Below are 17,778 nucleotides of genomic sequence, written 5' to 3'. Positions count from 1 at the left end.
GCACATAGCGACCGGCCCTTTTTCGTGGGGGCACGCCCCGCCCGGCCGAGAAGCCGCGCATCGTCGGGCCACGGTGCGGCGATCCTACGTTGGTGCGGGCACTTTATGACAGCCAAATCCGAAGAACCTCAAAGCGATGCGCAGGTGTCAGCCAAATCGCCGTGCCGGTCACGCCGGAGGATCGTTTCGCGCCCGGTCTGTCAGGACCGTAATCAAGTGAGATCGACCGCCGTCTTCGCATGAGGCCTGAACGGATACGCAGCGGCATGTCGCCCGCTCGGGCCTGGTGCGCGACCGGACCGCCCTGATGACCCGGCAATCCGGCACCTGGCGCGGCAAGGCGAGGATAGAGGGCGGGCGCAGACACCTGCGTGAAGCCGGAAAACCTCACAAGGTCGCGCTCACCGCACTCATGCGAAAACTCGTTCAACTCGCCAACACACTCATCCGCGAGGACAGGACATGGCACCCAAAACCCGATTGACACGGACGGATACTTGATGCCGCGCGGGGGAGGGCGGCCTCTTTCAATGCTAGACTGAGGACGCCAACAACACCAAAAAGGCCGCATGCCAATGGCAGCGACCTTTGAAAGACTGCAACGCGGTAATCAGCCCTGGCGTGCCTTGAAGCGGCGCTGGGTCTTGTTGATCACGTAGACGCGGCCTTTGCGGCGCACGACACGGCAGTCGCGGTGCCGGTTCTTGAGCGAGCGGAGCGAGTTTTTGACCTTCATGGTCGTCTCCTGTCTGTCGCGGCGCGGGCCTTGCGCCTGGGTTTGCGGGCGCCCCGTTGGCGGGGCAGTGAAATCATGGTGGGCGATACTGGGATTGAACCAGTGACCCCTTCGATGTCAACGAAGTGCTCTACCGCTGAGCTAATCGCCCATGATCCCGACGGAAATTCGACCCCTCCGAATAAGAGGGGCGCGGATATTCCGCGCCGGTTCGCGTGTCTATAAAAGGAGTCGGCAGGGGGATCAAGGGCTTTTGGCAAGGCAATTTATCGCGCTATAACTTGGTATGTCAGGAGGACCGATGCCAAGCCGACCCTTTCATATCGTTCAGCCCGCCGAGCGCAACACCTGCGTGATCTTTGCCTCGCCGCATAGCGGGCGCAAGTATCCCGAGGACTTCCTTGCCCGGGCGGTTGTCGGGGGGACGGATATCCGGTCGTCCGAGGACGCCTATGTTGACCGGCTGATCGCGGCGGCGCCGCGTCACGGCGCGCCCTTGTTGCTGGCGGATGTGCCGCGCGCCTACGTGGATCTGAACCGCAGCGCGGAAGAGCTTGACCCGGCCATCGTCGAAGGGGCGCGGGCGGTGGCCCATAATCCGCGCATCGCCTCGGGGCTGGGGGTGATCCCGCGGGTCGTGGCGGGGGGGCGCGCGCTTTATCGTGGGAAAATCCCGCTGAGCGAGGCGCATCAGCGTATCGCGACCTGTTGGCGCCCCTACCATGCGCAGCTTGGCGCGCTATTGAAGGAGGCGCATGAGCGGTTCGGCCAGGCGATCCTGATCGACTGCCACTCGATGCCGCACGAGGCGGTGGACGGCGTGGCGCGGCATGGGGCAAAGCGGCCCGACGTGGTGCTGGGCGACAGGTTCGGCGCGGCGGCTGGCGCCGCGGTGGTCGAGCGGGTCGAGGCGGCGTTTGCCCGTGCCGGCCTGGTGACCGCGCGCAACGCCCCCTTCGCGGGCGCTTACACGGTGCAGCATTACGGCCGGCCCCTGCGTAATCAGCACGTCATCCAGATCGAGATCGATCGCAGCCTCTACATGGACGAGCGCCGGGTGCGGCCCAACGGCGATTTCGACGCCTTCGTTCAGGTGATGAGCGGCGTCGTGGCGGACATCGCCCTGATCGGTGCGGCGGGGGATGGGGCGCTGGCGGCGGAGTAGGGGCGGCCTAGCGCAGGGAGCGGCCCTTGCGGATCGCCTGGGCCCCAAAGCGGCGGCGGATCGCGTCGGTGGTGCGCTCAGTGGCGTGGCGGGCGGTGGCGGCCGGATCCAGCAAATCGCCCGAGCGGTCGGCCTGCGCGGCGGGGCACAGATCCGAAAGGCCGACACCCAGCAGGCGAAAGGGGCCGGCGGAGGCACCGCCGCGATCATACAGATCGCGCGCAGCGCGGTAGATGGTATCGGCGAAATGGGTCGCGTCGCGCAGGCTGTGGCGGCGGGTGAGCAGGCGATGATCGGCTGTCTTGAGCTTGAGCGTGACAACCCGCCCGGCTAGGTCACGCGCCTTGGCGCGGTCCGACACCTTTTCGGCCAGCCGCCACAGGTGCCCGTCAAGCACGTCGGGATCGGCAGTATCGGTGGCAAACGTGGTCTCGTTCGAGATGGATTTCACCGGGTGATTGGCCGAAACGCGGCGAGTGTCCTGACCGCGGGCGAGGGTCCAGAGCCGTTCTCCCATGCTGCCGAAACGGGCGTGTAGATCGGAGCGGTCCCACCGCAGCAGATCGGCGAAGGTGTGGATGCCCGCCCTTTCAAGCGCGGCGCGCGAGGTGGCGCCGACGCCCCAGATCAGGCTAACGGGTTTGTCGCGCAGGAAGGCGTCGGTATCGGCCTGCCCTATCACGGAAAAGCCGTGCGGCTTGTCGAGGTCCGAGGCGATCTTGGCCAGGAACTTGTTGTGGCTCAGCCCAATCGAGCCGGCGATGCCCAGTTCGTCCCGCATCCGCCGGATCAGGCGGGCCAGCATGACGGCGGGGGGCGCGCCGTGGAGGCGGGCGGTGCCGCCGAGGTCCATGAAGGCCTCGTCAAGCGAGAGCGGCTCGACCGCGGGGGTCATCTCTTGCATCATGGCGCGGATTTCGCGGCTGATGGCGGCGTAATGCTCCATCCTGGGGGGGATCACGACCGCCTCGGGGCACAGGCGGCGGGCCTGGAACATAGGCATGGCCGAATGGATGCCCCTGATGCGGGCGATATAGCAGGCCGTCGAGACGACGCCGCGGGCACCGCCGCCGATGATGACCGGCTTGTCGGCGAGATCGGGATTGTCGCGTTTTTCGACGCTGGCATAGAAGGCGTCGCAATCCATGTGGGCGATAGAGAGCGAGAACAGCTCGGGGTGGGCGGCCACGCGGCGACTGGCGCAGGCGGGGCAGCGGGCGCCGGCGTCAAAGGTGGTCAGGCAATCGCGGCAAAGGGCGGGCATGGGGGCATTATAGCAGGGTGCGCGGGGCAGGCGACAGCGATGTTTCACTATGGGAATAAAATTGTAAGTTGTTGAAATGTAAGGTGTAATTGGTTTTCGTGTCTTTGTGGTTGGTGGCGGGAGTGGTGCAAGCCGGGCGCGCGCCAGCCCGTGGGATGGCGCTGCAACGGTTTGGCGGCGCGCTTTATCCCGCCGCATACCTCCGTCCTATCAACGGTAGTGCCACCCCTCCAAAGCGCCAGCCCGCCGGGACGGGTCATGCTGAAAGCATGCCTCTGGCATGACCGCTCGCCCGGCGCCTGTCGGCGCTATTCGGGCGGTTAGTGAGCGAATGGTTGAGGAGCCGCGCCGGCCTGATCACACCTCCAGCCAGATGGTCATCGGGCCGTCATTGGTCAGCTCCACCTGCATTTCGGCGCCGAACTGGCCGGTTTGGGTGGGAATGCCGAGGGTTTCGAGGTGCTTGGCCACGCTCAGGTACAGCGCCTCGGCTACGTCCGGGGCGGCGGCGGCGGAAAAGCCGGGGCGGTTGCCGCGCGAGGTGTCTGCGGCAAGGGTGAACTGGCTGATCACCAGCGCGGAGGCCCCCGCATCAAGGGCCGAGCGGTTGGTTTTCCCCGCCTCGTCGCGAAAGATGCGCAGGCGGGCGACCTTGGACGCCAGTTTCGCGGCGTTTTCCTCGGTATCGCCCTGCATGGCGCAGACCAGCAGCAAAAGGCCGGGGCCGGTGCGCCCGACGCAAGCGCCTTCGACGCTGACCGAGGCATGGGTGACGCGTTGAACGAGGGCGCGCATATCGGGGCCTTTCGGGTTAGGACAGGATGCGAGCGGCAGCATGCCGCCGGCGGCCGCGCGGGCGCAAGCGGAAATTGACGCGGATCAACGACGAACATATATTTTTGTGTCATCGTTCCAGAAGTGTTTGAAATGCAACACGAAAAAGGAGGATGAAATGGTAGAGAAATCTCATACCGCAGGGTTGTGGCCATCGCTTTACGAGCCGTTCAAGGCGGTCGGCTCACGGGTGGCCGATTGGCTGGCGCCGGCGTCGGACGCCAGCGTGGGTGATGACGCCTATACCATCACGATGGAGCTACCGGGCGTCGAGGAGGGCGATATCGACGTGTCGGTCAGCGATGGCGTGATCACCGTCAAGGGCGAGAAATCAGCCACGCGCGAGGACAAGGGCGATACCTGGTACTTCAGCGAGCGACAATACGGCGCCTTCAGCCGCGCCTTTCGCCTGCCGCAGGACGCAGACGGCGACAAGGTGGCGGCAAAACTGAAGGACGGTATCCTGACCCTGTCGGTGCCCAAGCGCGGGCCTGATGAGGCACCATCGAGCAAGGTGAAGATCACCAAGGGCTGAGGCCCCGCCGCGCGCGCGGCCCGCGCGGATCAGGTGCGCCAGTCGATCACCTGGTCCAGCGGCGCGCGCTCGGTCCGGAAGGTGTTGGCCGGGTGATCGGGATCGGCATAGCCGAACGAGATCGCGCACAGGATCAGGCGGTCATCGGGGATATCCAGCACCCGGCGCAGGGTCGGCGCGTAGGCGGCGATGGCCGCCTGCGGGATGCTGGCCACGCCAAGGGCCTGCGCGGCAAGGGTAAAGGCCGCGACAAAGCCACCGGTATCCATCGCGCCGTAGGGCCCCAGATCGGCATCGGAGGTGACGATGGCCACGTGCGGAGCACCGAAGAAGCGGTAATTCTCAAGCATCTGCGCGTGGCGCGCGTCACGATCGCCGCGGTCGATGCCGACCGCCTCGTAGAGCTGAAAGCCGCAGGTGCGGCGACGGTCCTGGTAGACGCCTGTATAACGCTTGGGCCAGTCCAGGTCGGGCGCGGGGGCGTCGGTTTGCACGGCATGCAAAAGCGCATCGCTCAGGGCTACGGTTTGCGGCGGGGTGGTGACGATCACCTGCCACGGCTGCGCGTTGCACCACGACGGCACGCGCCCGGCGGCGGCGATGATACGTTCGGCCACGTCGCGCGGCACAGGATCGGGGCGAAACCCTCGGCAGCTATGGCGCGTGTGCAGAAGATCCGAGAGGGTCTGGAAGCTGTCGGTCATGGCGTTTCCCCGTGCGTTTCCCCGGTGATCAGCCATTGGCATAGCCGGCCCGCCGCAGGAGGGGAAGACCCCGGGCGGAGTGTCGCCGGGGCAGCCGGGTCAGCCCGATCCGCCCACCAGCCCGGCGGCGATGCGGCGCAGGGTCGGGCGGGCCTGCCGGAGCGCCATGCCGGGCTTCAGGCGCGGATCATACAGCATTTGCAACAGCTTCTCGTCATGCGCGGTCAGCAGGGCAAACTCGTCATCATCGTTGAAGATCGACGGCCGCGCCTCGGCGCTGTCATTGGGCAGACCCAGCCCCTGCGCGATTTCCTCGTGATAGCAGGAGCGGCGCAGCAGGTCGGGATGCTCGGCCCGGACAACGGCGACGGCGCGGCGGTATGCGGAATCGTTATCCTCGCCCGAGAAGGCAAAGACAAAGCAATGCACCGCGCGCGGCATCCTGTCGAACAGCTCCATCGCGCGGGGGTCGATCTGTGGCACGAGGCGGCGCACGCGCGCCTTGGCGTCCGCGCGGTCATCCTCGCCCAGGACCAGCACCAGGAAGTTGGGGTTGCGGTCCACCATGCGGATGGAATGGCCCGTGACCCCGTTCAGGCGCTCGGCGTAGCGCGCCAGCGTGCCCCGGTCGGCCTTGCGCATCTCGGGTCCCACCGAGGCGCCGAATTCCACGCCAAGGCGCACCGGCACATCCCAGCGGCGTAGCACCCCGGGGCGCCCGTCCGAGGGCATCAGCCCGGCGCCGCGCTGATATTCGTCATAGAACGCAATCCGCTCGAAATTGCGCAGCAGCATGGTGTCGGTATAGGGCGTGTCCAGCCCGCCGCCATCGGTGCGCAGCAACCCCTTGGCCAGCAACTGCCGCTCCATCCGGGCATAGTAGCGCGACAGCAGCGCACTGCGCGCCGATGGCTCGGCCGGGCCGGTTTGCAGGGTGTCGGGCCGCGCCTGCGGCTTGGTCGAGGGGGCCATTTCGCCAAAGGGCAGGCAGGCGGCGGTAGCGATGAGGGATGTGCCAAGGGCGGTGCCGCGCGCGGCGCGGACCAATCGCGTGATCATCGGGGGACGGCGGCAACCTACAAGTGTCATCGGGCGCTCCGGGCGGGTGGTGACATCGGCTAAGTATAGGCAGGACGTGGCGAATATTCCAGTGCCCGCAATGCGGGCGCGCGGGCGGGCGCGTCTAGGACCGGCGCTTGCGGCTGGCGCGGGGGCCGGATGGCCGCTTGGCCCCGCCGGGGCGCGGCGCGGGGCCCTCGGCTTCCGCATCAAGGCCCAGTTGGTCGCGCATCACGCGGCGGCGCACCTCTTCGACCTGGCCGGGCTTGAGCTGCCCCAACTGGAACGGACCATAAGAGATGCGAATCAGGCGATTGACGCCAAGCCCGACCTCTTCCATCGCGCGGCGCACCTCGCGGTTGCGCCCCTCGCGCAGTCCGACGGTCAGCCAGGCGTTGGCGCCCTGTTGCCGGTCGAGGGAGACGTTCATCGGTTGGAACGTCTCGCCCTGGGCAGTGATGCCGCGGCGCAGGGGCTCCAGCATCTCGTCGCTGACGCGGCCATTGACGCGGACGCGGTACTTGCGCAGCCAGCCCGTCGAGGGCAATTCGAGCCGGCGCTTGATCGCGCCGTCATTGGTCAGTAGCAGCAGCCCCTCGGAATTCAGATCAAGGCGGCCGACGCTCATCACGCGGGGCATGTCCGGGGGCAGCTTGTCGAAGATGGTCGCGCGGCCCTTCTCGTCGCGCTCGGTCGTCACCAGGCCGGTGGGCTTGTGATAAAGCCACAGGCGGGCCGGCTCGGGTGCGGCCAGCGGTTTGCCGTCCACCGCGATGCGATCGGCGGACGTGACATTGAGTGCGGGGCTGTCGATGACGCGGCCGCCGACGCTGACGCGGCCTTCGGCGATCAGGCGCTCGGCCTCGCGGCGCGAGGCGCGGCCGGCGCGGGCGATCACCTTGGCGATGCGGTCGCCCTTGGGGGTGTCATTGGTCACGGTCGGAACACTCTTTTTGGTCAGGGGGCGGGCAGCCATGCGGCGCTATCGGGGACACCGGGGCGCCGCAAAGGCCGGTAGGATGGCCGGTGGGCGGTTTGTGCACAGGCCTTAGCGCAAAATCCGCCATTGCGAAAGCGCCGATACCGGGGCAATCAGGGGCATGGAGTTCAACAGCCACATGCAGGCCGCCCTTGACGAGGCGCGCGCCGCCGCCGCGCGCGGCGAGGTGCCGGTGGGCGCGGTGATCGCCGGGCCGGATGGGGACATCAAGGCGCGCGCGGGTAATCGCACGCTGGAGCTGCGCGACCCGACCGCGCATGCCGAGATGCTGGCCATTCGCGCCGCCTGCGCCGCGCTGGGCAGCGAGCGGCTGACCGGCTGCGCGCTCTATGTCACGCTGGAGCCGTGCCCGATGTGCGCGCAGGCGATATCGGCGGCGCGCATCGCGCGGCTTTACTACGGCGCGGCCGATCCCAAGTCGGGCGGCATCGCGCAGGGCCCGCGCATCTTCAGCCACCCGCAATGCCACCACGTGCCCGAAATCTATGACGGCATCGGCGCGGCGCAGGCCGAGGCGCTGCTCAAGACCTTTTTCGCCGCGCGCCGGTAACCCCCCGTGGGACCGCCTCCGGCGGGAGTATTTGTGGGCAAGATGAAGGGCATGAGAGACCCTTGTGCTTCATCTTGCCCCAAATACTCCGGGGGGAGCGCCGCCAGGCGATGGGGGGCAGCGCCCCCCGCCGCGCTTGGGGGCCAGGTCAGATCGTGATGGGTGTGAGCACCTCGGGCTCGATCACGTCGACGCCGGGCAGGGCCGCGATGAGCGCGTCCGCCGATTGCTCCAACAGGGGAAAGGTCTTGTAGTGGCAGGGGATCACGGTTTTGAAGTTGAAGAACCGCTTGGCGGCGTAGGCGGCGCGTTTCATGTCCATGGTGAAGTGGCCGCCTGCGCACAGGATGCCGATATCGGGGTGGTGCAGGTCGGCCAGCACCTCCATATCGGCCATCACGTCCGTGTCGCCCGAGACATAGATCGTGCGCCCCTCGCCCGCGATCATGAAGCCCGATTCGTGCCCGGTGTAGACAGGCGTGCCATCGGCGCCGGCCAGCGAGGAGGAATGCGCCGCGTTGACCATGGTCACCGCTACGTCGCCCAGCATCACCGTGCCGCCCTTGTTAAAGCCCACCGTTTCGATGCCGTGCTGTTGTTCCAGCCATCCGGCCAGGTCGAAGATGGTGACGACGGGAATGCCCAGCTCTTGTGCGATGGGGGCGGCGTCGTTGACGTGGTCGAAATGGCCGTGGGTGACCAGGACGTGGGTGGCGCCCTTGATCGCCTCGGCGCGCCGGTCCTCGGGGAACATGGGGTTGCCGGTGACCCAGGGGTCAACCAGCAGGGTCTGGTTGCCGATCTCGATGCGGAAGCCGGAATGGCCGAGCCATGTGAGTTTCATTGCCTTGGTCCTTCTTGCTTGTGAACGGACTTGATTGTGAACAGGTCGATCGGGGGTAGCCTATCACGCTTGCCGGCCACGGCCAGAGGGCGCGCGCGGGCGAGACGCTTGCAGGCGCGCGGCGGGGGCGCTAAACGCGGGGGCGACAGGAATACGGAGCTTGGCCATGTCCATCGATCTTGAGACCGCCGCGCGCGTGGCGAAACTGGCGCGCATCCGCGTGAGTGATGACGCGCTGCCGGAACTGGCGGCTGAATTCAACACGATCCTTGGCTTCATCGAGCAGCTTGGCGAGGTGGATGTCGAGGGCGTCGAGCCGATGACCAGCGTCACGCCGATGCGCCTGAAGCGGCGCGAGGACGTGGTGACCGACGGCCATCAGCAGGACAAGGTCCTGGCCAATGCGCCCGACGCGCGAGAGGGCTTTTTCGCGGTGCCGAAGGTGGTGGAATGATGTCTGACATGAGCAAGATGACCCTGGCGCAGGCGCGCGATGCGCTGCGCGCCGGAGAACTGACCAGCGCGGAGTTGACCGAGAGCTGCCTTGAGCGGATCGGCGCGGCCGGAGCGCTCAATGCGTTCGTGCATGACACCTCGGATCTGGCGCGGGCGCAGGCGACCGAGGCCGACGCGCGCATCCAGGCGGGCGATGCGCCCGATCTGTGCGGTATTCCGCTGGGCATCAAGGATCTGTTCTGCACCGAGGGGGTGCCGAGCCAGGCGGCGAGCCGCATCCTTGAGGGGTTCCGCCCGCAATACGAATCGACCGTGACGCGCAACCTGCGCGCGGCGGGTGGCGTGATGCTGGGCAAGCTGAACATGGACGAATTCGCTATGGGTAGCTCGAACGAGACCAGCGTCTACGGCGATGCCGTCAACCCGTGGAAGGTGGACGACCGGGCGCTGACGCCGGGCGGATCGTCGGGCGGATCGGCGGCGGCGGTGGCGGCCGATCTGTGCATCGCGGCGACGGGCACCGACACCGGCGGCTCGATCCGGCAACCGGCAGCGTTTACCGGCATCGTGGGGATCAAGCCGACCTACGGACGCTGCTCGCGCTGGGGGATCGTGGCGTTTGCCAGCTCGCTGGACCAAGCCGGCCCGATGACCAAGAGTGTGCGCGACGCGGCGATCATGCTGGGCGCGATGGCCGGGCATGACCCGATGGACAGCACCAGCGCCGACATCCCGGTGCCCGATTTCGAGGCGATGCTGACCGGCGACATTCGCGGCAAGGTGATCGGCATCCCGCGCGAATACCGGATGGAGGGCATGCCCGAGGAGATCGAGGCCTTGTGGAGCCGCGGCACCGAGATGCTGCGCGATGCCGGCGCCGAGATCCGCGATATTTCGCTACCGCACACGAAATACGCGCTGCCGGCCTATTACGTGATCGCGCCGGCGGAGGCGTCCAGCAACCTGGCGCGGTATGACGGGGTGCGCTATGGCCACCGTGCCACGCTGGAGGCGGGCGAGGGCATCACCGAGATGTACGAGAAAACCCGCGCCGAGGGCTTTGGCGCCGAGGTGCAGCGCCGCGTGATGGTGGGCACCTACGTGTTGTCGGCGGGGTTCTATGACGCCTATTACAACCGCGCCCGCAAGGTGCGCACGCTGATCAAGCGCGATTTCGACCAGGCGTTCGAGGCAGGCGTCGATGCGATCCTGACGCCGGCCACGCCATCGGCGGCGTTTGGCCTGGACGAGATGAGCGATGCGGACCCGGTGCAGATGTACCTGAACGATGTGTTCACGGTCACGGTGAACCTGGCCGGGTTGCCGGGGATCAGCGTGCCTGCGGGCTTGAACGGGGCGGGTTTGCCGCTGGGCCTGCAACTGATCGGGCGGCCGTGGGAAGAGGGCGATCTGCTGAACACCGCCTATGCGCTGGAAAGCGCGGCGGGGTTTGTGGAAAAGCCCGCGCAATGGTGGTAGAACGCCGCTAAAACCACGATCAGGCAGGATCAAGTATGCGGTATTCGATCTATGGCGCGGCCCTTGGGGCCGCTATTGCGGCGTTGGCGGGCTGCACCCCCAGCGTGCCCGACAGCGGCGCGGGTGTGGGCTTTGGCGATTACGACAGTTATGCCCAGCAACAGGCCGCGCGCGAGGCGCAGTTGAGCGGGCAGCAGCAGGCGGGGGCATCCGCCGCGCCCTTGCCGCAGTCGGGCGGGCAAACCGGCGCGCCGCTTTCGGCGACGGGGCAGGCGATGGCGCCATTGCCCGAGGATGAGCAGGGCACCGCGCAGGACGGGGGGCAGGAAGAGGCCGACCCGGTCGAGCAGCTTGCCGCCGACACCGCCGCCGCGCTCAATTCGGGCGAGGAGCCGCTGCAGGCCGATCCGAACAACCCGCCGCCCGAGGCGGTGAACGAGATGGGCATTTCGCAGGAAAACGATTTCGAGGATGTCGCGGGCCTGCGTAGCATCGACGACGACGCCGACAGGATCGCCCGCAACCGCCAGGAATACGAGCTGGTGCAGCCCGAAGCCCTGCCCCCGCGCGAGGGCAAGGAGGGGCCGAATATCGTGGCCTACGCCCTGCGTACGACGAACCCGGTGGGCACGCCGCTTTATAATCGGATGACGCTGTTTGACACCGAGGGGCGGATGCAGCGCAACTGCCGCAAATACCCGTCGGCGGACCAGGCGCAGATCGATTTCCTTGAGCGCGGCGGCCCCGAGCGGGATCGCTTGGGCCTTGACCCCGATGGCGACGGATTTGCCTGCGATTGGGACCCCGCGCCGTTCCGTAGCGCGCGCGGCGGCAGCGGAGAGTGATCCCCGTGCCCGGTGCGCCGCATGACGGGGCGCGGTGGCATCCCTCGCCCAATCATGGTGCGCGGCGGGGCGGGGTGCTGCCCGATACGGTGGTTTTGCATTACACCGCGATGGACAGCGCCGAGGCGGCGTTGGAGCGGCTGTGCGATCCGCAGGCGGAGGTTTCTGCGCATTACCTGATCTGCGAGCGCGGGCGACTGTGGCAACTGGTGGGTGAAGCGGGCCGCGCGTGGCACGCGGGCACGGGCCGGTGGGGTACGGTGGACGATGTCAACTCGGCCTCGATCGGGATCGAGCTGGCCAATCGGGGCGATCATCCGTTTCCCGAGCCGCAGATGCGGGCGCTTGAGGCGCTATTGGCGGGCGTCATGGACCGCTGGCGCATCCGGCCCGAGCGGGTCATTGCCCATTCCGACATGGCGCCCGAGCGCAAGTTCGACCCCGGCGCGCGGTTCGATTGGCGGCGGCTGGCGCGGGCGGGTCTATCGGTTTGGCCCGATATGGCCGGTGGCGCGGCAGGCCCGCCCGACGCGGCGCGGTTTCGCGCGCTGGCGGGGCGGGTCGGGTACGATATGCGGGCGGGCGACGCGGCCCTTCTGGCGGCGCTGCGGCTCAGGTTCCGGCCGTGGGGGCGCGGGCCGCTGGCGGCGGCGGATATGGGCGTGGCCACCGATCTGGCGCGGCGTTTTCCCGTTGACCGGGGCAATACGAGCGCATAGATGCCAAGACGCGCGGAGGGCTGGATGGCCGCGGCGCGGCATCGTCCGCGTCGAGGAAAGTCCGGACTCCACAAGGCAACGGTGCCGGGTAACGCCCGGCCGGGGAAACCCGAGGGAAAGCGCCACAGAAAACAAACCGCCGGCCCGCGCGGCCGGTAAGGGTGAAACGGTGGGGTAAGAGCCCACCGGGGGGCTGGCAACAGCGCCCGCACGGCAAGCCCCACCGGGAGCAATGCCGAATAGGGGCCCCGCGCGGGTTGATCGGGGCGCATGCGCCGATATCACCGCAGGGCACGTCTTGGCCCGGGGGCCCGGGTTGGCAGCTTGAGGCGGGCGGGTAACCGCGCGTCCAGAGGAATGGTCATCCACCGTGCCGCAAGGTGCGGGGACAGAATCCGGCTTACAGGCCCTCCGCGCGTTATTTATGCCGGTTATGCGGTTGACTCGCGCCGCGCCATGCGTAAAAGGCGAGGTTCATGAGAATTTCACGGGCGGAGCGTCTGCCCGGCGCAGGAGAGTACCAATGGCGAAGCCGACGACAATCAAGATCCGTCTGAACTCGACCGCGGGCACGGGCCATTTCTATGTGACCAAGAAGAACGCCCGCACGATGACCGAGAAGATGACCATGCGCAAATACGATCCCGTTGCGCGCAAGCATGTCGAATACAAGGAAGGCAAGATCAAGTAAGCGATCTGTGCCTTTCGACACGCGGATCAGGCCACGCAGCGCGCGTGGCCTTTTTCATGTCCGCCCCTTTGAAAATGAGTTGCAGGATCAGGCCATGCCGAAGGAAGGGCACTATGTGAATCGCACCGGGTGGCTGAGGGCTTCGGTTCTTGGTGCCAATGACGGGATCGTGTCCACGGCCAGCCTTCTGGTGGGGGTGATCGCGGCGGGGATGGACCATGCCAACGTCGTGCTGACCGGGCTTGCGGGGCTGACGGCGGGGGCGTTTTCGATGGCGGCGGGGGAGTATGTCTCGGTCTCGGCGCAATCGGATACCGAGGCGGCGGATTTGGAGCGCGAGCGCCGCGCCTTGCACGAGGATCCCGACTATGAGCTGGACGAGCTGACGGCGCATTTCACCGATAACGGGGTGCAGGACGCCCTTGCCCGGCAGGTGGCCGAGCAGATGACAGAGCATGACGCGCTGGCCGCGCATGCGCGATCCGAGCTGGGCCTGTGGGAGGAAGGCGCCGCCGACCCATTGCAGGCGGCGTGGACATCCGCCGTCAGTTTCGCGGTGGGGGCGGGGCTGCCGCTGTTGGGGGTGTTGGTGATGCCGACGGCCCCGGTGCCGATGAGCCTGGCGGTGGTGGCGGCGATGACGCTGCTGGCGCTGATGGGGCTGGGCGCGGTGGGCGCGCATATGGGCGGCGCGCCGATCCGCCCCGGGGTGCTGCGGGTGCTGTTCTGGGGCTCGGTCGCGATGGCCGTCACCGCCGGCGTCGGGCGCCTGTTCGGCGTGACGATGGCCTGAGCGGCGCGGGCGCCCTCCCCCGCACGCGGAATCGAGTATCCGTCCGTGTCAATCGGGTTTTGGGTGCCATGTCCTGTCCTCGCGGATGAGTGTGTTGGCGAGTTGAACGAGTTTTCGCATGAGTGCGGTGAGCGCGACCTTGTGAGGTTTTCCGGCTTCACGCAGGTGTCTGCGCCCGCCCTCTATCCTCGCCTTGCCGCGCCAGGTGCCGGATTGCCGGGTCATCAGGGCGGTCCGGTCGCGCACCAGGCCCGAGCGGGCGACGTGCCGCTGCGTATCCGTTCAGGCCTCATGCGAAGACGGCGGTCGATCTCACTTGATTACGGTCCTGACAGACCGGGCGCGAAACGATCCAACCGCCGCCACCGCACGCCATGAGTGGCGTGGCGTGCGGTGACCCCATCATCGCATGGAACCGAAAAAGTCATAAGACAAGGCGCGGTACGCGCCGCCGCGCAGCGCCGGGCCGCCCCCGTCGCACCGAAGGCGCGCCGCTTATCCTCGGCACGCCTCCGGCGTGACGGGCGGGCACTGCGCGGCTCCCGGGCCAGTCTCTCAACGGCAGCAGCAGGCCGACCCCCGCTCAGTCGTAGCTGCGCCGGTCCTCGATCACCTTGCCGTCGTTGGGCAGGCTGCCGGGGTTCACCACTTCGACCTGCCCCTTGAGCTTGAGCACATCGCGCACCGTATCGGCAAAACTGTCTGCCGCGCCGCCCGATGCCTCGATCTGCACGGTCATCACGTCCATCTCGCCCTCGCGGGTGGCGATCACGCGGGCGCGGGCAATGTCGTCGTGGCGCGAGACCAGTTCGGCCACCTGTTCGGGGCGCACGAACATGCCCTTGATCTTGGTCGTCTGGTCGGCGCGTCCCATCCACCCCTTGATGCGCATGTTGGTCCGGCCGCAGGGGCTCAGCCCCTCAAGAACGGCGCTGAGGTCCCCGGTGGCAAAGCGGATCAGCGGGTAATCGGGGTTGAGCGTGGTAACAACCACCTCGCCCACCTGCCCCGGCTCGACCGGATCGCCGGTGCCCGGCGTCACGATCTCGACGATCACGCTTTCATCCACGATCATGCCTTCCATCGCCTCGGATTCATACGCGATGTTGCCCAGATCGGCGGTAGCATAGCATTGCAAACAGGTGATCCCCCGGTTCGCGTATTCCTGGCGCAGCGACGGGAACAGCGCCCCGCCACCCACGGCCGCGCGGGTAATCGACAGGGGCACGCCCATCTCGTCGGCCTTATCGAGGATGATCTTCAGGTAATCGGGCGTCCCGGCATAGGCGGTGACGCCGATATCGGCCGCCGCGCGCACCTGTAGCTCGGTCTGCCCGGTGCCCGCGGGCACAACAGCCGCGCCAACCGCACGCGCGCCGGATTCAAAGATCATCCCGGCGGGCGTCAGGTGATAGCCAAAGCAGTTCTGGACGATATCGCCCTGCCCAATTCCACAGGCATGCAAAAAGCGGCCCATGCGCCACCAGTCATGCGCGGCGCCGCCCGGTTCGTAGATCGGACCGGGGGATTGGAAGATATGCGCAAACCCGCTGGCGGGCCGCGTCGTCAGCCCGCCAAAGGGCCCATTATCGGCCTGCGCCCGGCTCAGATCCGATTTGCGCAACACCGGAAGCGCCGCAAGATCCGCCGCGCGGGTAATCGTGGCGGGGTCGACGCCATCAAGCGCGCCACGATACCCCGGCAATTCCTTGGCACGGGCGATTTGGGCTGGCAGCGCGCGGGCGATCGCGGTCTCGCGATCCTGCGGCGAGCGCGCTTCCATTTCATCAAAATAGTGGCTCATAGGAAGCACTCTTTCAAAAAGGGACAGGCAGATGCGGGTGGTGGCGGTCTGTGATGGGAGCGGGGCGATACCCCGCTCAAACCATCAGCTCAGCCAACGCTTGCGGCGGCGGTAGCTGCGCACGTCGCGGAAGCTCTTGCGCCCCTCGTCCGACATGCCGAGGTAGAATTCCTTCACGTCCGGGTTTTCACGAAGGTCATCGGCCGGGCCGTCCATCACGACGCGACCGGATTCGAGAATATAGCCATAATGCGCAAACCGCAGCGCCACGTTGGTGTTCTGCTCGGCCAACAGGAACGTGTTGCCCTCATTTTCATTGAGGCTTTTGACGATGCCAAAAATCTCTTCGACCAACTGCGGCGCAAGGCCCATGCTCGGCTCGTCCAAAAGGATCATCGTGGGCCGCGACATCAATGCGCGGCCAATCGCGACCATCTGTTGTTCCCCACCCGAGGTATAGCCCGCCTGGCTCTTGCGGCGCTCGCGCAGGCGCGGGAAATAGTCATAGACCATCTCAAGATCCGCGTTGATCGCGCCCTTGCCGTCCTTGCGGGTATAGGCGCCGGTCATCAGGTTTTCCTCGACCGTGAGGTGCTCAAAGCAGTGACGGCCCTCCATCACCTGCACGACACCCTTTTCAACCAGGGCGGTCGGCGTCTGATCTTGCACGCGCTCGCCCAGGTACTTGATGTTGCCCTTGGTCACTTCGCCGCGCTCGGAATGCAAAAGGTTCGAAATGGCCTTGAGCGTCGTCGTCTTACCCGCGCCATTGCCACCCAGAAGGGCAGTGATGCCGCCCTTGGGCACCTTGAGGCTAACCCCCTTGAGCACGAGGATCACGTGATTGTAGATCACTTCGATGTTGTTGACCTCGAGAAGGGTCTCGTCTGTGTGACCGGCATCCAGCATGGGATTCTCTTTCCAAATCTGTCGGGGTGATCCCGGCCGCAGGGATGCGGCCGGGATGCGTGTCGTGGATCAGTCGCAGCCAGGCTCGATGTCGTTTTCCTCGGCATAAGCCATGGAATCCGCCTCGATCAGCGGCGCAAGAACCTCCTGGTCCGACTGGAAGTAGTCGGTGATCATGTTCCATTCACCGGCTTCTGCATCCCACTGCGCAACGGCGCCATAGCCGTTGCCGCCGTGGTTTTCGCAGGTCACGGTGAATTCCGGACCGAAGTTCGGCAGGCCAAGCTCGGCCATCTTCTCTTCGGTCATCTCCAGGGCCTCCATGCCGTCACGCATCATCTCAGAGGTGATCGCGCTAGTGCCGTGGATTTCCTGGGCCGTCTTGGCTGCTTCTGCTGCAAGCATCGCCGCGTACATGCCGCGGTTGTAAAGCACGGTGCCAACCTGATCGCCGGCGCCGGCTGCCTTGCCCGCGTCGATGACATACTCCTGCAGGTCATCATAGAGCGGATAGTCGGTGCCGAAGTTGTGGAAGGTCAGCGCCTTGTAACCATGGGCGCCCGCGCCGGCCGGCTTCACGTCGTTCTCGGACCCGGACCACCAGATGCCGATGAAGTTTTCCATCGGATAGCGGATGTTCACGGCTTCCTGGATGGCGACCTGGTTCATAACGCCCCAGCCCCACATCACGACATAATCTGGCTTTTCACGGCGGATTTGCAGCCACTGCGACTTCTGCTCCTGGCCGGGGTGATCCACCGGCAGCAGCGTCAGGTCATAGCCGTGCTTCTTGCTCAGCTCCTCCAGCGTGCGGATCGGCTCCTTGCCGTAGGCCGAGTTGTGGTAAACCAGCGCGATGGTCTTGTCGCTGATGTCGCCATCGTTCTCGTTCAGGATGTGCGTCACCGCGTGGCTGGCGCCGTCCCAGTAGTTGGCGGGATAGTTGAAGATATTGCGGAACACCTCGCCGTTCTTGGCCGAGGTCCGGCCATAGCCCATCGAATGCATCGGAATGCCGTCCGCGGTGACTTTGGGGATCAACTGATAGGTGATCCCGGTCGAAAGCGGCTGATACACCAGTGAGCCTTCGCCCTTGGTGGCCTCGTAGCACTCAACACCCTTCTCGGTGTTGTAGCCGGTTTCGCACTCGACCATGCGGATCGGCTCGCCGCCGATGCCGCCGTCGCGCTCATTCAACAGCGTGAAGTAATCCGCGTAGCCATCCGCGAACGGGATGCCGTTGGCCGCGTAGGGACCCGTGCGATAGGACAATGACGGGAACACGAGTTCCGCCATTGCCGGGGCTGCGGCCATCAACGTGGCGGCAGCGGCAGTAATCAGTTTCAGTTTCATCGGGTATATCCTCCCTTGGTTTTTTTCCGATGGTGATA

General features: G+C 66.4%; 19 protein-coding genes, 1 tRNA gene, 1 other RNA gene and 2 pseudogenes. 11 read left to right on the top strand and 12 right to left on the bottom strand.

Going from position 1 to position 17,778, the window contains the following annotated elements; all coding sequences use genetic code 11:
* Window positions 1–298 precede the first annotated feature (298 nt).
* Window positions 299–484 (top strand): annotated as a pseudogene (locus G568_RS20290) (IS110 family transposase); the annotation flags it as partial.
* Between the two features lie 126 nt (window positions 485–610).
* On the opposite strand, the gene ykgO reads toward G568_RS20290, so the two are convergent.
* Together ykgO and G568_RS0112050 are read right to left on the bottom strand one after the other, a co-directional pair.
* Window positions 611–736, bottom strand: a complete 126-nt coding sequence (gene ykgO, locus G568_RS0112055) for a type B 50S ribosomal protein L36 (protein ID WP_008562923.1) — start codon at window positions 734–736, stop codon at window positions 611–613.
* A gap of 76 nt (window positions 737–812) precedes the next feature.
* Window positions 813–887 (bottom strand) — tRNA-Val (locus G568_RS0112050).
* Window positions 888–1,037: 150 nt separating this feature from the next.
* On the opposite strand from G568_RS0112050, the gene G568_RS0112045 reads away from it, so the two are divergent.
* Complete coding sequence (locus tag G568_RS0112045) at window positions 1,038–1,901, top strand: N-formylglutamate amidohydrolase (RefSeq protein WP_026758279.1); 864 nt, start codon at window positions 1,038–1,040, stop codon at window positions 1,899–1,901.
* 7 nt (window positions 1,902–1,908) lie between these two features.
* On the opposite strand, the gene G568_RS0112040 is transcribed toward G568_RS0112045, so the two are convergent.
* Together G568_RS0112040 and dtd are read right to left on the bottom strand one after the other, a co-directional pair.
* On the bottom strand, window positions 1,909–3,165 hold the full coding sequence (locus tag G568_RS0112040; protein WP_026758278.1) for a DNA polymerase IV: 1,257 nt from the start codon (window positions 3,163–3,165) through the stop codon (window positions 1,909–1,911).
* Between the two features lie 357 nt (window positions 3,166–3,522).
* Complete coding sequence (gene dtd / locus G568_RS0112035) at window positions 3,523–3,960, bottom strand: D-aminoacyl-tRNA deacylase (RefSeq protein WP_026758277.1); 438 nt, start codon at window positions 3,958–3,960, stop codon at window positions 3,523–3,525.
* Window positions 3,961–4,117: 157 nt separating this feature from the next.
* Between dtd and G568_RS0112030 the strand changes: the two genes are divergently transcribed.
* Window positions 4,118–4,534: an Hsp20/alpha crystallin family protein gene (locus G568_RS0112030; RefSeq protein WP_026758276.1), complete on the top strand. Its 417-nt coding sequence runs from the start codon at window positions 4,118–4,120 to the stop codon at window positions 4,532–4,534.
* Window positions 4,535–4,563: 29 nt separating this feature from the next.
* Here the strand turns inward: G568_RS0112030 and G568_RS0112025 are convergent, their stop codons facing one another.
* The 3 genes from G568_RS0112025 to G568_RS0112015 form a co-directional block, all read right to left on the bottom strand.
* Window positions 4,564–5,238, bottom strand: a complete 675-nt coding sequence (locus G568_RS0112025) for a nitroreductase (RefSeq protein ID WP_026758275.1) — start codon at window positions 5,236–5,238, stop codon at window positions 4,564–4,566.
* A gap of 99 nt (window positions 5,239–5,337) precedes the next feature.
* Window positions 5,338–6,327, bottom strand: coding sequence for a DUF2927 domain-containing protein (locus G568_RS0112020; protein ID WP_245582938.1), 990 nt, complete (start codon window positions 6,325–6,327; stop codon window positions 5,338–5,340).
* 94 nt (window positions 6,328–6,421) lie between these two features.
* A complete protein-coding gene (locus G568_RS0112015) occupies window positions 6,422–7,234 on the bottom strand; it encodes a pseudouridine synthase (protein ID WP_037374084.1) in 813 nt (270 codons plus the stop codon).
* Window positions 7,235–7,397: 163 nt separating this feature from the next.
* Between G568_RS0112015 and G568_RS0112010 the strand changes: the two genes are divergently transcribed.
* The gene (locus G568_RS0112010) at window positions 7,398–7,847 is read left to right on the top strand and encodes a nucleoside deaminase (RefSeq protein WP_026758272.1); all 450 of its coding nucleotides are present in this window, start codon (window positions 7,398–7,400) and stop codon (window positions 7,845–7,847) included.
* A gap of 148 nt (window positions 7,848–7,995) precedes the next feature.
* Here the strand turns inward: G568_RS0112010 and G568_RS0112005 are convergent, their stop codons facing one another.
* Window positions 7,996–8,691 (bottom strand): metal-dependent hydrolase, encoded by a 696-nt coding sequence (locus tag G568_RS0112005; protein WP_026758271.1) that lies wholly within the window; start codon window positions 8,689–8,691, stop codon window positions 7,996–7,998.
* Window positions 8,692–8,857: 166 nt separating this feature from the next.
* On the opposite strand from G568_RS0112005, the gene gatC reads away from it, so the two are divergent.
* From gatC to G568_RS0111975, 7 genes are all read left to right on the top strand, one after another.
* Window positions 8,858–9,145: an Asp-tRNA(Asn)/Glu-tRNA(Gln) amidotransferase subunit GatC gene (gatC, locus tag G568_RS0112000; RefSeq protein ID WP_026758270.1), complete on the top strand. Its 288-nt coding sequence runs from the start codon at window positions 8,858–8,860 to the stop codon at window positions 9,143–9,145.
* A complete protein-coding gene (gene gatA / locus G568_RS0111995) occupies window positions 9,145–10,626 on the top strand; it encodes an Asp-tRNA(Asn)/Glu-tRNA(Gln) amidotransferase subunit GatA (RefSeq protein WP_026758269.1) in 1,482 nt (493 codons plus the stop codon). Before gatC ends, gatA begins: the two co-directional genes overlap by 1 nt.
* A 35-nt stretch (window positions 10,627–10,661) precedes the next feature.
* A complete protein-coding gene (locus tag G568_RS0111990; RefSeq protein ID WP_037374074.1) occupies window positions 10,662–11,471 on the top strand; it encodes a hypothetical protein in 810 nt (269 codons plus the stop codon).
* The gene (locus tag G568_RS0111985; RefSeq protein ID WP_483826389.1) at window positions 11,468–12,190 is read left to right on the top strand and encodes an N-acetylmuramoyl-L-alanine amidase; all 723 of its coding nucleotides are present in this window, start codon (window positions 11,468–11,470) and stop codon (window positions 12,188–12,190) included. The genes G568_RS0111990 and G568_RS0111985 overlap by 4 nt, the downstream gene beginning before the upstream one ends.
* Before the next feature lie 12 nt (window positions 12,191–12,202).
* Window positions 12,203–12,609, top strand: an RNA gene (rnpB, locus tag G568_RS19695) — RNase P RNA component class A.
* Between the two features lie 104 nt (window positions 12,610–12,713).
* The gene (gene rpmG / locus G568_RS0111980) at window positions 12,714–12,881 is read left to right on the top strand and encodes a 50S ribosomal protein L33 (protein WP_026758266.1); all 168 of its coding nucleotides are present in this window, start codon (window positions 12,714–12,716) and stop codon (window positions 12,879–12,881) included.
* Between the two features lie 94 nt (window positions 12,882–12,975).
* Window positions 12,976–13,674, top strand: coding sequence for a VIT1/CCC1 transporter family protein (locus G568_RS0111975; protein WP_026758265.1), 699 nt, complete (start codon window positions 12,976–12,978; stop codon window positions 13,672–13,674).
* Between the two features lie 48 nt (window positions 13,675–13,722).
* On the opposite strand, the pseudogene G568_RS20285 reads toward G568_RS0111975, so the two are convergent.
* The 4 genes and pseudogenes from G568_RS20285 to G568_RS0111960 form a co-directional block, all read right to left on the bottom strand.
* A pseudogene (locus tag G568_RS20285) lies at window positions 13,723–13,908 on the bottom strand (IS110 family transposase); the annotation flags it as partial.
* 349 nt (window positions 13,909–14,257) lie between these two features.
* Window positions 14,258–15,478, bottom strand: a complete 1,221-nt coding sequence (locus tag G568_RS0111970; protein WP_026758264.1) for a phenylacetate--CoA ligase family protein — start codon at window positions 15,476–15,478, stop codon at window positions 14,258–14,260.
* Between the two features lie 84 nt (window positions 15,479–15,562).
* On the bottom strand, window positions 15,563–16,387 hold the full coding sequence (locus G568_RS0111965; RefSeq protein ID WP_026758263.1) for an ABC transporter ATP-binding protein: 825 nt from the start codon (window positions 16,385–16,387) through the stop codon (window positions 15,563–15,565).
* Window positions 16,388–16,456: 69 nt separating this feature from the next.
* Complete coding sequence (locus tag G568_RS0111960; protein WP_026758262.1) at window positions 16,457–17,740, bottom strand: ABC transporter substrate-binding protein; 1,284 nt, start codon at window positions 17,738–17,740, stop codon at window positions 16,457–16,459.
* Window positions 17,741–17,778: the final 38 nt, after the last annotated feature.

This window comes from Sediminimonas qiaohouensis DSM 21189 (assembly GCF_000423645.1).
GTDB classification, from domain to species: Bacteria; Pseudomonadota; Alphaproteobacteria; order Rhodobacterales; family Rhodobacteraceae; genus Sediminimonas; species Sediminimonas qiaohouensis.
This window is presented reverse-complemented; position numbering and strand designations above follow the sequence as displayed.